Annotated in this window: 14 protein-coding genes; 9 read left to right on the top strand and 5 right to left on the bottom strand. The window is 76.8% G+C overall.

Annotation, left to right across the window (positions count from 1 at the left end; all coding sequences use genetic code 11):
* Positions 1 to 164 precede the first annotated feature (164 nt).
* Positions 165 to 1,118, top strand: a complete 954-nt coding sequence (locus ACI780_RS15095; RefSeq protein ID WP_457003863.1) for an NADPH:quinone oxidoreductase family protein — start codon at positions 165 to 167, stop codon at positions 1,116 to 1,118.
* Between the two features lie 16 nt (positions 1,119 to 1,134).
* On the opposite strand, the gene ACI780_RS15090 is transcribed toward ACI780_RS15095, so the two are convergent.
* The 3 genes from ACI780_RS15090 to ACI780_RS15080 form a co-directional block, all read right to left on the bottom strand.
* Positions 1,135 to 2,409 (bottom strand): nucleotide disphospho-sugar-binding domain-containing protein, encoded by a 1,275-nt coding sequence (locus tag ACI780_RS15090; RefSeq protein ID WP_457003861.1) that lies wholly within the window; start codon positions 2,407 to 2,409, stop codon positions 1,135 to 1,137.
* A gap of 10 nt (positions 2,410 to 2,419) precedes the next feature.
* The gene (locus tag ACI780_RS15085; protein WP_457003859.1) at positions 2,420 to 3,004 is read right to left on the bottom strand and encodes a TetR/AcrR family transcriptional regulator; all 585 of its coding nucleotides are present in this window, start codon (positions 3,002 to 3,004) and stop codon (positions 2,420 to 2,422) included.
* A 69-nt stretch (positions 3,005 to 3,073) separates the two neighbouring features.
* Positions 3,074 to 3,277 (bottom strand): DUF5703 family protein, encoded by a 204-nt coding sequence (locus ACI780_RS15080; RefSeq protein ID WP_089404027.1) that lies wholly within the window; start codon positions 3,275 to 3,277, stop codon positions 3,074 to 3,076.
* 129 nt (positions 3,278 to 3,406) lie between these two features.
* Here ACI780_RS15080 and ACI780_RS15075 point away from each other — a divergent pair, with 129 nt between their 5' ends.
* The 4 genes from ACI780_RS15075 (at position 3,407) to ACI780_RS15060 (ending at position 5,120) form a co-directional block, all read left to right on the top strand.
* Positions 3,407 to 3,667: a hypothetical protein gene (locus tag ACI780_RS15075; protein WP_456872452.1), complete on the top strand. Its 261-nt coding sequence runs from the start codon at positions 3,407 to 3,409 to the stop codon at positions 3,665 to 3,667.
* Between the two features lie 85 nt (positions 3,668 to 3,752).
* The gene (locus tag ACI780_RS15070; protein ID WP_457003856.1) at positions 3,753 to 3,953 is read left to right on the top strand and encodes a hypothetical protein; all 201 of its coding nucleotides are present in this window, start codon (positions 3,753 to 3,755) and stop codon (positions 3,951 to 3,953) included.
* A gap of 54 nt (positions 3,954 to 4,007) precedes the next feature.
* Positions 4,008 to 4,289, top strand: coding sequence for a hypothetical protein (locus tag ACI780_RS15065; protein WP_457003854.1), 282 nt, complete (start codon positions 4,008 to 4,010; stop codon positions 4,287 to 4,289).
* A gap of 69 nt (positions 4,290 to 4,358) precedes the next feature.
* Positions 4,359 to 5,120 (top strand): DUF2470 domain-containing protein, encoded by a 762-nt coding sequence (locus tag ACI780_RS15060; RefSeq protein WP_457003852.1) that lies wholly within the window; start codon positions 4,359 to 4,361, stop codon positions 5,118 to 5,120.
* A gap of 45 nt (positions 5,121 to 5,165) precedes the next feature.
* Here ACI780_RS15060 and ACI780_RS15055 read toward each other — a convergent pair whose 3' ends face one another.
* Together ACI780_RS15055 and ACI780_RS15050 are read right to left on the bottom strand one after the other, a co-directional pair.
* Positions 5,166 to 7,142, bottom strand: coding sequence for an AAA family ATPase (locus tag ACI780_RS15055; RefSeq protein ID WP_457003850.1), 1,977 nt, complete (start codon positions 7,140 to 7,142; stop codon positions 5,166 to 5,168).
* On the bottom strand, positions 7,139 to 8,119 hold the full coding sequence (locus ACI780_RS15050) for an aldo/keto reductase (RefSeq protein WP_457003848.1): 981 nt from the start codon (positions 8,117 to 8,119) through the stop codon (positions 7,139 to 7,141). Before ACI780_RS15050 ends, ACI780_RS15055 begins: the two co-directional genes overlap by 4 nt.
* Before the next feature lie 177 nt (positions 8,120 to 8,296).
* Between ACI780_RS15050 and ACI780_RS15045 the strand changes: the two genes are divergently transcribed.
* The 4 genes from ACI780_RS15045 to ACI780_RS15030 all read left to right on the top strand — a co-directional run bounded on the left by ACI780_RS15045 (position 8,297) and on the right by ACI780_RS15030 (position 11,341).
* Complete coding sequence (locus ACI780_RS15045) at positions 8,297 to 9,130, top strand: undecaprenyl-diphosphate phosphatase (protein ID WP_457003846.1); 834 nt, start codon at positions 8,297 to 8,299, stop codon at positions 9,128 to 9,130.
* 139 nt (positions 9,131 to 9,269) lie between these two features.
* Positions 9,270 to 9,968: a histidine phosphatase family protein gene (locus ACI780_RS15040; RefSeq protein WP_457003844.1), complete on the top strand. Its 699-nt coding sequence runs from the start codon at positions 9,270 to 9,272 to the stop codon at positions 9,966 to 9,968.
* A gap of 55 nt (positions 9,969 to 10,023) precedes the next feature.
* Positions 10,024 to 10,575 (top strand): DUF3090 family protein, encoded by a 552-nt coding sequence (locus tag ACI780_RS15035; RefSeq protein WP_456872445.1) that lies wholly within the window; start codon positions 10,024 to 10,026, stop codon positions 10,573 to 10,575.
* 16 nt (positions 10,576 to 10,591) lie between these two features.
* Positions 10,592 to 11,341, top strand: a complete 750-nt coding sequence (locus ACI780_RS15030; RefSeq protein ID WP_456872444.1) for an SCO1664 family protein — start codon at positions 10,592 to 10,594, stop codon at positions 11,339 to 11,341.
* Positions 11,342 to 11,458: the final 117 nt, after the last annotated feature.

Raw genomic sequence — 11,458 nt, 5'->3', positions numbered from 1 at the left:
TCGGCCACCCGGGGGGCGGGGGGCCCCCCCCCCCCCCCGGCGGCGGCCCCCCCGGCGGGGGGGGGGGGGGGGCCCCCCCCCCCACGATCAGGTCACCTGATCCCGGCGGGCGCCCCGCCGGGGCCGGTGACGGCGGTCACCGGGCGTCTGGCAGGGTCGGGCGCATGCGCGCATGGCGGGTACACGAGCTCGGCGACCCCTCGACGGTCCTGCAGCTGGAGGACGTCGAGACGCCCACCCCGGCCGAGGGGCAGCTGCTGGTGAAGGTGCGGGCGGCGGCGCTGAACTTCCCCGACGTCCTCATGGCGGCCGGCATGTACCAGGAGCGCCCGCCGCTGCCCTACACCCCCGGCGTCGAGCTGTGCGGGGAGACCGAGGACGGCCGGCGGGTCATCGGCAGCCCCGCCGGGGGTCCGGGTGCCTTCGCCGAGTACGCGCTGATGAACGCCGACGACGCCTGGCCGGTGCCCGACTCGCTGAGCGACGAGAAGGCCGGCGCGCTCTACCTCACCTACCAGACCGGCCACGTCGGCCTGCACCGCCGCGCGAACCTGCAGGCGGGGGAGTGGCTGCTCGTGCACGCCGGCGCCGGCGGCGTCGGGTCGGCGGCGATCCAGCTCGGCAAAGCCGCCGGCGCGAAGGTCATCGCCACCGCCGGCGGCGCGCACAAGGTGGAGGTGTGCCGCGAGCTCGGCGCCGACCACGTCATCGACTACACCGCCGAGGACTTCGTCCCCGTCGTCAAGGAGGTCACCGGCGGCGAGGGCGCCGACGTCGTCTACGACCCGGTGGGCGGCGACGTGTTCGACAAGAGCCGGAAGTGCATCGCGTTCGAGGGCCGGCTGGTCGTCGTCGGGTTCACCAGCGGCCGCATCCCGGAGGCGCCGGCCAACCACGCGCTGGTCAAGAACTACAGCGTCGTCGGCCTGCACTGGGGCCTGTACAAGAAGAAGGACCCGGCCGTGATCGGGCAGACGCACGAGGCGCTGGTGCGGCTGGTCGCCGACGGGGCGATCGACCCGCTGGTCGGCCAGGTGCTCCCGCTGGAGCAGGCGCCGCAGGCGCTGGCCGCACTCGCCGACCGCGGCACGGTCGGCAAGGTCGTCCTCGTCCCCTGACGGGGAGGGGGGCGGATCAGGCCGGCGTCCGCCGGCCGCGGTGGGCGCCGGTCCCGGCGCACCGCTCGATCTCCTCGACCAGCGACGAGCCGGCGGCATCGGCGCGCAGCCGCGCGCCGAGTGACTGCGCGCCGCGTCGGTGGCCGGAGTCGTCGAGCAGCCTGCGCACGGCAGCGGCGATCCGGTCGGGCGCGGCGCCGGGCCGCAGGGCCACCACCGCGCCGTGGCGCCGGGCTCGCACGACGTTGTCCTTCTGGTCGCGCCCCATCGGCAGGCACAGCGTGGGGACGCCGGCCGCGAGGGCCTTGAGCAGCGTCCCGTGCCCGGCGTGGGTGACCACGACGTCGGCTGCCGCGAACAACGGGCCGTGGGCCGCCGCGCGGACGACGGCGATCCGGTCGCCGCCCGGGATGCCCGCGGGGTCGATCATGGGACCGGTGGTGACGACGGCGCGGACGGGGAGCGCGGCGAGGGCGGTCACGACGCGGCGGAGCACGTCCTCCTGCGCCTGGTACGTGCTCGACAGCCCGACGACCACCAGGGGCTCCTCTCCGGGCGGTGCGCCGACCGGTGCACCCCACACCGGGTCGTCGAGCACCGGCCCCACGTAGCGGACGTTGCCGGGGAGCCGCGCGGGCAGGTCGAACGCCGGGGAGGTCAGCACGAGCACGCGTGCCGCGCGGTCCCACTGCTCCCACAGGTCGTGCAGCGGAGGCAGCCCGAGGTCGGCCCGGGCGGCGTTGAGGTCCGGCAGGCCGCGGTTCCACGCCCGGGTGACCAGCGCGTTGAGCAGCCGGTCCCGGGACCGGCCCAGCGGCCCGCGCGCCGGAGGCAGGCCCGTGCCGAAGGGCGGCAGCCCGGCCGCGGGCCGGCTGTAGACGTTGGCGCACAGGGCCACGGCGGGGGTCCCGTGCGACTCCGCGCCGGCCAGCGCCCCCAGCAGCACGCCGCTGGCGACGACCACGTCGGCCGGTCGCTGCGCCAGGGCCGCCCGCACCTCCGCGGCGAAGGCGCCCGCCGGGCCGCTGACCAACCGGGTCAGGATCCGGTCGACCACCTCCAGCGGTGTCCGGCAGGCGGTGTCGTCGATGAGGTCGCGGTCGGCCGGCGAGCGCCGGTGCGGCGCCTCCCGCCAGGGCCGGAACGTGGCCCCGGTTGCGAGGACCTCGGGCTCTAGCGTGGGATCGGCGAGCACGCTGACCGAGTGCCCGCGGGCCACCAGCCGCCGGACCACGCCGACCTCCGCGGGCACGGTGCCGCCGCCGTCCCAGAGTGCGACCTGTACGTGCACGCCTGCCTCCTCAGGACGGGGCCGTCGCGAGGGCGGCCCGGACCAGGTGGGTCAGCACCGCCGTCGACTCGGCGCGCGAGTGCCCGAGGTCGCGGCGGAGGAGTTTCCAGGTGTGGACGTCGGTGGCCGCGTAGAGCGCGGCCAGGACGCGGCGCCGTGCCCGGAGGTCCTCGGGCAGGTCCGGCGCGAAGGCCTGCTCGAGGAGGGTGCGGTGGTGCGCGCGGGCCTGCTCGACGGCCGCCCCGAGGGCGGGGATGCGCTCGCCGACCGCCTGCAGGCGGACGTTGGCGTCACCGAGGGCCTCGTACTGGCGCACCAGGCCGCGGACGAACCCCGGGACGTCGCCAGGGACCGCGCGGCCGCGCAGTGCCTCGATCTCCGGGCGGAGGACCTCGACGAGGCCGAGGAGCAGCCCCTCCTTGGACCGGAAGTGGTTGAGCAGCGTCTGCTGGGTGACCCCGGCGCTCGCCGCGATCTCGGCGAGGCGCACCTCGTCGTAGGGCAGGTCCACGAACCGCTGCCGGGCGACGGCGAGGATGCGCTCGCGGGTGCGCTCGACGGCACCGGCCCGCGTGGCGGACGTGCCCTGCGTCATGGGCGCAGCGTGGACCTCGTTTGACCCGAGGTCAAGTGCTGACTTGGGTAGGACCCAAACCAGCGGGCGTCAGGTGACGGGCATCGGCAGGTAGGACAGCCGCGCCCGGCGCCGCAGGATCGCCTTGCGGGTGCCGTCGGCGTGCAGCTGCAGACGGGCGAGCTCCCAGCCGCCGACGTCCACCTGCAGGCTCAGCATGGTCGCCGCTGCGGAACGGGACGTACCCGGCGGGATCCGCAGCGGCGCGTACTCCCAGTCGTCGGCCGCGCTCACCCGGCCGATGGTGCCACGCACGACACCCGCCGGTCATGTGTCGGCCGCCTCCCGGACTGCTCCCGCTGCGGTCGGGCGGCAGGATGGACAGCGCCTTCCCCAGCACCGTCCGCAGCACGAGGAGGACCCGTGACCGATCCCGGTACCGCGAGCGACGCCGACCGCGCGGAGCAGGAGGCGCTCCTCGAACCGGCCGCGCCCGAGCTGGCCGGGGAGGCCGACCCGATCGCCGACGGCGTCCCCGAGGCCGACGCCCTCGAGCAGCAACTGGCCGCCGCTCCCGGCGCGGCCGGGTCGCTGCGGTCGGTCGGCGACGTCGACGCCAACGAGGCCGACGTCCTCGAGCAGGAGGCCGACGTGCCCTACGACGAGGACGACCGCTCGCTCTGAGCCGCCCCGTCCGCGCCCGTGGGGTGCGGCACCCGATCGGGGGAGCGCGTCGCGCCGACCGACGGCGGTCCCGACGATCGCCGGCGTGACCGCCGCCGTCGTCTCGATCGTCGTCCTGCTCGTGGGGCTGCCGCTGCTGGCGTCCTGGCTGGGCGGGCGGCGGTTCTGGGGACGTCTGCGTCCCGGTGCCGAGCCCGACCCCTACCGCGAGCTGGTGCGCCGGCACGGCCTCAGGCTCGCCGAGGCCGCGCAGGTCGAGGGGGCGGCGACCTGGGGGCGGAGCTGACCGACGCGCGGCTGCGGGCCCGCCGTCCTCGACTGGGCGCGCAGCACCCAGGTCGTGCTGGACGCCGCCCGGCCGCGCTCGGCGCGCCGGCGGCGGGTCCGGCTGCTGGCGTGGGCCGCGGTGCTGCTCGTGGCCGGGGCGGGCCTCGCGTCGCGGGCGGCCGAGGCCGGCTGGGCCGAGGCCCTGTCGCGGGCGGCCGAGGCCGGCTGGGCCGAGGCCCTGTCGCCGTTCGCCGGTGCGGTGCTCTGGCCGGTCCTCCTGGCGTACCCGGCCTGGCGGGTGGCGACCGGCCCGCGCCGGGCGATCGAGCGCAACAGCGGGCCGCCGTCCTCCTGAGCGGCGCGACCGCTTCCCAGGGCGACCCACTCTGGTTAGGCTTCCCTAACTCGACGCCCTGGGGGAGCCATGACCACCTGCAACGGTCCGCAGGCGCTGCCGGTGGCCGCCGCTCCCGAGCGGGCGCGGACCGTGGCCACCCGGCCCGCGGCCGCGCTCTGCCTCGCCGGGTGCGACCCGAGCCGCCCCCTGGCGCACGCCACCACCGTCGCCGGTCAGGTGCTCGTGCTGGTCCCCGGCGAGGGCGAGGTCACCGCGGCCCTCGACCGCACGCCCGACGTCAGCGCGCTGCTCATGGTCAGCGACCGCGCTCCGGTGCCGCTGCGCGACCCGGTGCGCGCCACGCTCTGGCTGTCGGGCTGGCTGACCCCGGTCGCCGAGGCCGACCGGCGCGCGGCCGCCGTCGCCTTCGCCGAGGTCCGCCCCGAGGAGGCGCTGCTCGACGTCGGCGGCGCGGCCACCCTGCTGCGCCTGGACCTCGCCGAGGTGGTGCTGCGCGAGGGCCCCGGCTGCGCGGAGGTCTCCCCGGCCGACTACGCCGCCGCGCGCCCCGACCCCCTGGCCGGCATCGAGGAGCGGCTGCTGCGCCACCTCGACCGCGACCACCCCGAGGTGCTCGCCGTGCTGCGCAGCCGGGTGTCGGTGGCGGCGGGGGAGACGGCGCGCCCGCTGGGCCTCGACCGGTTCGGCTACCGGTTGCGCGTCGAGGGCGCCGGCGGCCACCGCGACGTCCGGGTGCCCTTCGCGCGCCCGCTGACCTGCGCCGGGCAGGTCGACGCGGCGACATCGCGGCTGCTGTGCGCCCTGCGCGCCGGGACCCGCGAGGCATAGGAGGCTCTCCCCACGTCCCGGGCCCCAGGACGTGCGGAGAGCTTCCTATGCCTGGGACGCGTCCTCGCGCAGCAGGCGGGCCAGCCGGGTGCGCCGCGGGCGGACGTCGACCTCCCGCACCGCCCGCGCCAGCGCCGCGCCCGAGGCGTGCACGATCGACAGGTGCTGCTGCGCCCGCGTGAGCGCGGTGTAGACCAGCGGCCGCGACAGCATCCCGCCGGCCTCCGGCGGCAGCACCACGACGACGCCGGGCCACTCCGACCCCTGCGCCCGGTGCACGGTGATCGCCCAGCCGTGCTTGAGGTCGGGCAGCGCGTCGCCGGGCACGGTGACCGGCCCGGAGGCGAAGTCGACGGTCAGCGAGCCCTCGCCGGTGGCGGTGACCACGCCGACCTCGCCGTTGGCGAACCCGATCGGCTCCAGGTCGAGGTGGTTGGCGGTGGCCACCACCCGGTCGCCGACGTCGAAGCCGAACACCGTGCCCTCGCCCGGGTTGAGCCGCTCCTTGAGCGCCCGGTTCAGCTCGATCGTGCCGGCCGGCCCGCGGTGCACCGGCGTCACCACCTGCACGTTGCGCGGCTCGATCGCGAGCGCCCGGGGGATGGAGTCGGTGACCAGCTGCACGACCCGCCGCGCCGCCTCGCCGCTGCCCGTGGCGGGGACGACGACGACCTCGCGGTCGGGTGAGTCGACCGGCGGCAGCTGCCCGGTGCGCACCGCCGACGCCAGCCGGGCGATCGCGCCGCCCTCGGCCTGCCGGTAGAGCGTGGTCAGCTCGGTCACCGGCACCGCGCCGGAGTCGATGAGGTCACCGAGCACGTGGCCCGGGCCGATCGAGGGCAGCTGCGCGGGGTCGCCGACGAGCAGCAGGTGCGTGCCGTCGGGGCAGGCCTCCAGCAGCGCCGCGGTGAGCTCGACGTCGAGCATCGAGGCCTCGTCGACGACGACGACCTCGGCGTCGAGCGGCCACTCCTCGTTGCGGGTGAACCCGCCGCCGAAGCCCTGCGCGCCCAGCAGCCGGTGCACCGTCACCGCCGGGTGGTCGGTGAGCTCCTCCAGCCGCTTGGCCGCCCGGCCGGTGGGGGCGGCCAGCGCCACCTCGGTGCCCTTGGCCCGCAGCAGCCGCACGACGGCGGCCACGGTGCGGCTCTTGCCGGTGCCCGGACCGCCGGTGAGCAGCGACACGCCGGCGCCGAGCACCTGCGCGACGGCCTGCTTCTGCGCCTCGTCGAGGCCCTTGGCCACCGACCGGACCGCGGCGGGGTCGGCGATCCGCTCCGCGGTGGCGGCCAGCCGCGCCACGCCCTCGGCGACGGCCTCCTCGGCCATGCCGTAGCGGGCCAGCGACAGCGTGCGCAGCGCCGGGTCGGGCTCCGGGGGCTCGGTGTCGGAGTCCTCGTCCTCCTCCGGCTCCGGCGGGTCGTGGTCGAGCACGTCGCCGGACTCCACCGCCGCCACGATCGCCGCCGCCGGGTCGGCGACGCCCTCGGCGCGCAGCGCGGCCACCACCAGGTCGGCCGGGAGCACGGTGTGCCCGTCGCGGCTGGCGGTGCGCAGCGTCAGGACGACGATCGCGCGGCCGCGCCGGCCGTCCTGCCGGTCGGCGCCGGGCAGGACGGAGATCGCCAGCCGGTCGGCGTCGGTGAGCGTGACCCCGTGCAGGCCGAGCAGCGCCCAGGGGTCGTCGCGCAGCCGGCGGGCGGCGTCGTCGCCGAGGGTGTCGGCGGCCGAGGACGCCAGCTTCGCCTCCAGCCCGGCCCGCACCAGCAGCGTGACGACGTCGTAGGTGGGCGCCGCGGCCAGGAAGGAGGAGAACAGCCGCTCGGCGCGCTGCTTGCCCACCCGCGGGAGCTTGAGGAGCCTGGCGACGGTGACGTCGTCGGGCGTGGTGATGCCGGCCGCGGGCAGCTCGGCGGCCGCCCGCCTGCCCAGGCTCGGCCACAGCCCGGCCGCGCAGAAGGCGGCGAAGACCGGGTCGGGCGCGGCGGGGGACGGCGCGGTGCCGGCCGGTTGGGTGGTCATCGGGCGGCCCGCTGGTCGGGGTAGGAGAAGTGCGGCGCGGAGACGTCCTCGAGCGCCGTGCGGATCGCCGCCGGCAGCCGCACGGCGTCGGCGTCGAGGGACTCCTGCAGCTGCGCGGCGGTGCGGGCGCCGACCACCGGGGCGACGACGCCGGGCCGGTCGCGCACCCAGGCCAGCGCGACGGCCAGCGGGGTGGTGCCCAGGCCGTCGGCGGCGGTGACCACGGCCTCCACGATCCGGTCGGCGGTGGTCGAGCGCAGGTCGTCGAGGAACCCGGCCCACTGCGCGGAGGCGCCGCGGGAGCCCTCCGGCGTCTCGGTGCGGTACTTGCCGGTGAGCAGCCCGCGGCCCAGCGGCGACCAGGGGAGCACGCCCAGCCCGAGCGCCTCGGCGGCGGGCACCACCTCGCGCTCGATGCCGCGCTGCAGCAGCGAGTACTCCACCTGGGTGCTCACCAGCGGCGTCCGCCCGGGCCAGGCGCGCTGCCAGGTGGCCGCCTGCGCGGTCTGCCAGCCGGTGAAGTTGCTGACCCCCACGTAGCGCACCCGGCCGGAGGCGACGGCGGCGTCGCAGGCGGCGAGGGTCTCCTCCAGCGGCGTGAGGTCGTCCCAGGCGTGCAGCTGCCACAGGTCGACGTGGTCGACGCCCAGCCGCCGCAGCGAGGCGTCCAGCGCGCCGAGCAGGTGCCCGCGGGAGGCGCCGCGGCCCAGCGGCCCGGGCCCGGTGCGCCCGACCGCCTTGGTGGCCAGCAGCACCTCCGAGCGGGGGACGACGTCGGCCAGCAGCCGGCCGAGGGTGCGCTCGCTGTCGCCGTCGCAGTAGACGTCGGCGGTGTCGACCAGGGTGCCGCCGGCGTCGACGAAGGCGGTCAGCTGCATCGCCGCCTCGTCCTCGTCGGTGTCCCGGCCCCAGGTCATGGTGCCCAGCGCCAGCCGGGAGACGACCAGGCCGCTGCGCCCCAGCGCCCGTTGTTCCACGACGGGCCAACCTACCGCCGCCGGACGACGGGAGCCGGGGGGCGCGGCGGGTGTGGACGGCGCGCGCCGGGTCGTGCCCGGGCCGGCCGCGGCGGCCGCCGTAGGCTGACCCCCCGTGCCGTCGCGACCCCCGTCCCGCCCTGTCCGCCGTCCGACCCGCCGCCGGGGCTGAGCGGCGTGGGGTGGTTCGAGGCGATCGTCCTGGGGCTGGTGCAGGGGCTGACGGAGTTCCTGCCGATCTCCTCCAGCGCGCACCTGCGGGTGGTCGGGGAGGCGTCGGGCTGGGGTGACCCGGGGGCGGCGTTCACCGCGATCACGCAGATCGGCACCGAGGCCGCCGTCCTGCTGTACTTCCGCAGGGACATCGCCCGGATCGTCGTCGCGTGGCTGCGGGCGCTGACCGACCGCTCGAAGCGGTCGGACCCCGACGCCCGGATGGGCTGGCTGATCATCATCGGCAGCATCCCGATCGTGGTCCTCGGGCTGCTGTTCCAGGACGACATCGAGACGACGTTCCGCGACCTGCGGATCGTGGCGATCGCGCTGGTCGCGTTCTCGCTGGTCCTCTACTGGGCCGACCGGGTGGGCCGCAAGGACCGCGAGCTGCGCCAGCTCACCGTCCGCGACGGGCTGCTGTTCGGGCTGGCGCAGGCGATGGCGCTGGTGCCCGGCGTCTCCCGCTCCGGCGGCACCATCACGATGGGCCTGTTCCTCGGTTACACCCGCGCCGCCGCCGCCCGGTACTCCTTCCTGCTGGCCATCCCGGCGGTGCTCGGCTCGGGCTTCTTCCAGGTCTACGAGACGTTCACCGGCGGCGTCGAGGGCGAGACGATCTCGTGGGGGCCGACCGTCCTGGCCACCGCGATCGCGTTCGGCGTCGGGCTGTCGGTGATCGCCTGGCTGCTGCGCTACCTCGACCGCGGCACCTTCACCCCGTTCGTCGTCTACCGGGTGGTGCTCGGCCTGGCGCTGCTGGCGCTGGTCGGCGCCGGGGTGCTCGCCCCGAACTGAGGTGCCCCCGCCACGATCAGGTGACCTGATCGTGGGGCGTCCTCCCGCACGGTGGGACGTGGGGGAGGACGCGCTGCGGTGCGGGAGGATCCCCTGCGGTGGGGGAGGACGACGGCGCCGGTCCCCTACCCTCGGCTCCGTGACCACCGTCATCCTCCTGCGACACGGCCGGACGACGGCGAACGCCGGCGGGGTGCTGGCCGGCTGGAGCCCCGGCGTCGAGCTGGACGAGACGGGGCAGGCGCAGGCCGCCGCGGTGGGCGCCCGGCTCGCGCCGGTGCCGCTGGCCGCGGTGGTGAGCAGCCCGCTCGAGCGCTGCCGGCAGACCGCCGGGGCGGTGCTCGACGGCCGCGACCTCGAGCTGCAGACCGACGACCGGCTCGGCGAGGCCCGCTACGGCGACTGGACCGGGCGGGCGCTCAAGGAGCTGGTCAAGGAGCCGCTGTGGAAGGTCGTGCAGCAGCACCCCTCCGCCGCGGTGTTCCCCGGCCCCGAGGGCGAGGGGCTGGCCCAGACCCAGGCCCGCGCGGTGGCCGCCGTCCGCGAGTGGAACGCCCGGCTGGGCCCCGACGCGGTCTGGCTGGCCTGCTCCCACGGCGACGTCATCAAGGCCGTCCTCGCCGACGCGCTGGGGCTGCACCTGGACGCCTTCCAGCGGATCGTCGTCGACCCGTCGTCGATCTCGGTGGTCAGCTACACCGAGACCCGCCCGTTCGTCGTCCGGGTCAACGACACCGGCGGCGACGTCGCCGCGCTCGTCCCGCCCAAGAAGCGGCCCCGCCGCCGGCGGGGCCGGGACTCCGACGCCGTCGTCGGCGGGGGAGCCGGCGCGACCTGACGGCGCGGTCCCCGACGTCGCGGCCGGTGTCCGTACCGCCGCGTAACCTGGCAGCGTGCCGCGCCAGGTCTTCCGTTTCGAGCGTCCGACCCGGTTCGTCGCCGGCACGGTGGGTCAGCCGGGGGACCGCACCTTCTACCTGCAGGCCTCCGACGACGACGGCCGCGTGGTCAGCGTCGCGCTGGAGAAGTCCCAGGTGCAGGTGCTGGCCGAGCGGATGGACGAGCTGCTCGACGAGATCGCCTCCCGGCCCGGCACCGCCGTCCCCGCGACCGCCGACGTCGACGACCTCGACCCCCTCACCGCGCCCGTCGACGAGGAGTTCCGCGTCGCGGCGATGGGGCTGGCCTGGGACGGCGAGGCGCAGGCCGTCGTCGTGGAGGCGGTGGCTGCCACCGACGAGCCGGTCGACGAGGAGGCCATCCTCTCCGACGCCGAGGAGGGCCCCGACGCGCTGCGGGTCACCATCACCCCCGGCGCGGCGCGCTCCTTCGTCGCCCGGGCGCGCCGCGTCGTCGCCGCCGGCCGCCCCGCCTGCCCGCTGTGCTCGCTGCCGCTGGACCCCACCGGGCACGTGTGCCCGCGGCAGAACGGCTACCGCCGCTGAGCACGGGGCCGGTGCGATGACCAGCGGTCAGCCGGCGCAGGAGCTGCGCGCGCCGGGCAGCGACGCCGAGGCACGTGCCCTGCTGCTCGAGGGGGACATCGACCTCGAGGGCCGCATGCTCGACGCCAGCAACGTCACGCTGGTCGGCGCCATCCGCACCGCCGAGCTGCAGGCAGAGTGCGTGTACAAGCCGGTCGCCGGCGAGCGGCCGCTGTGGGACTTCCCCGACGGCACCCTGGCCGGCCGCGAGGTGTCGGCGGCGCTGGTCAGCGAGGCCACCGGGTGGGGCGTCGTGCCGCCCACCGTGCTGCGGGAGGGACCGTTCGGCCCCGGCATGGTGCAGCTGTGGATCGACGGCGACCCCGACGTCGACCTCGCCGCCTTCGTCCGCACCGACCACCCCGGGCTGCGCCGCATGGCGGTGTTCGACGCCGTGGTCAACAACGCCGACCGCAAGGGCGGGCACATCATCCCGACGGCCGAGGGCCACGTGTACGGCGTCGATCACGGCATCTGCTTCTCGCCCGACCCCAAGCTGCGCACCCTGCTGTGGCGCTGGGCGGGCAAGCCGCTGCCCCTGGCGGCGCTGGAGGTGCTCGAGCGGCTGGCCGAGGACCTGCGCGGCGACCTCGGCGAGGCGCTGCACGAGCACCTGACCCGCCGCGAGGTGCGCTGCACGCAGCAGCGGGTGGCCGAGCTGCTGCGCAGCAAGCTGCACCCCGAGCCGTCGGGGCACTGGCCCGCGCTGCCCTGGCCGCCCTTCTGAGCGCTCGGCTCCGCCGAGGTGGTGTGCGCGGATGGCGCAGTCACCGCTCTGCGGACGCCGGAAGAGCACACCGCTTCGCGAACGGGTGCGCTCGTGCGGCGTTCCGCGTGCCGGAAC

It is taken from the genome of Geodermatophilus sp. SYSU D00814 (genome assembly GCF_054050055.1).
Note: the sequence above shows the minus strand (reverse complement) of the source record. Positions and strands in the feature narration are given on the sequence as shown.

Coding starts and splice junctions, on each gene's coding strand:
- ACI780_RS15095 (WP_457003863.1), top strand. CDS start 165: ATGCGCGCATGGCGGGTACACGAGCTCGGCGACCCCTCGACGGTCCTG.
- ACI780_RS15085 (WP_457003859.1), bottom strand. CDS start 3,004: ATGACGCAGGGCACGTCCGCCACGCGGGCCGGTGCCGTCGAGCGCACC.
- ACI780_RS15060 (WP_457003852.1), top strand. CDS start 4,359: ATGACCACCTGCAACGGTCCGCAGGCGCTGCCGGTGGCCGCCGCTCCC.
- ACI780_RS15055 (WP_457003850.1), bottom strand. CDS start 7,142: ATGACCACCCAACCGGCCGGCACCGCGCCGTCCCCCGCCGCGCCCGAC.
- ACI780_RS15030 (WP_456872444.1), top strand. CDS start 10,592: ATGACCAGCGGTCAGCCGGCGCAGGAGCTGCGCGCGCCGGGCAGCGAC.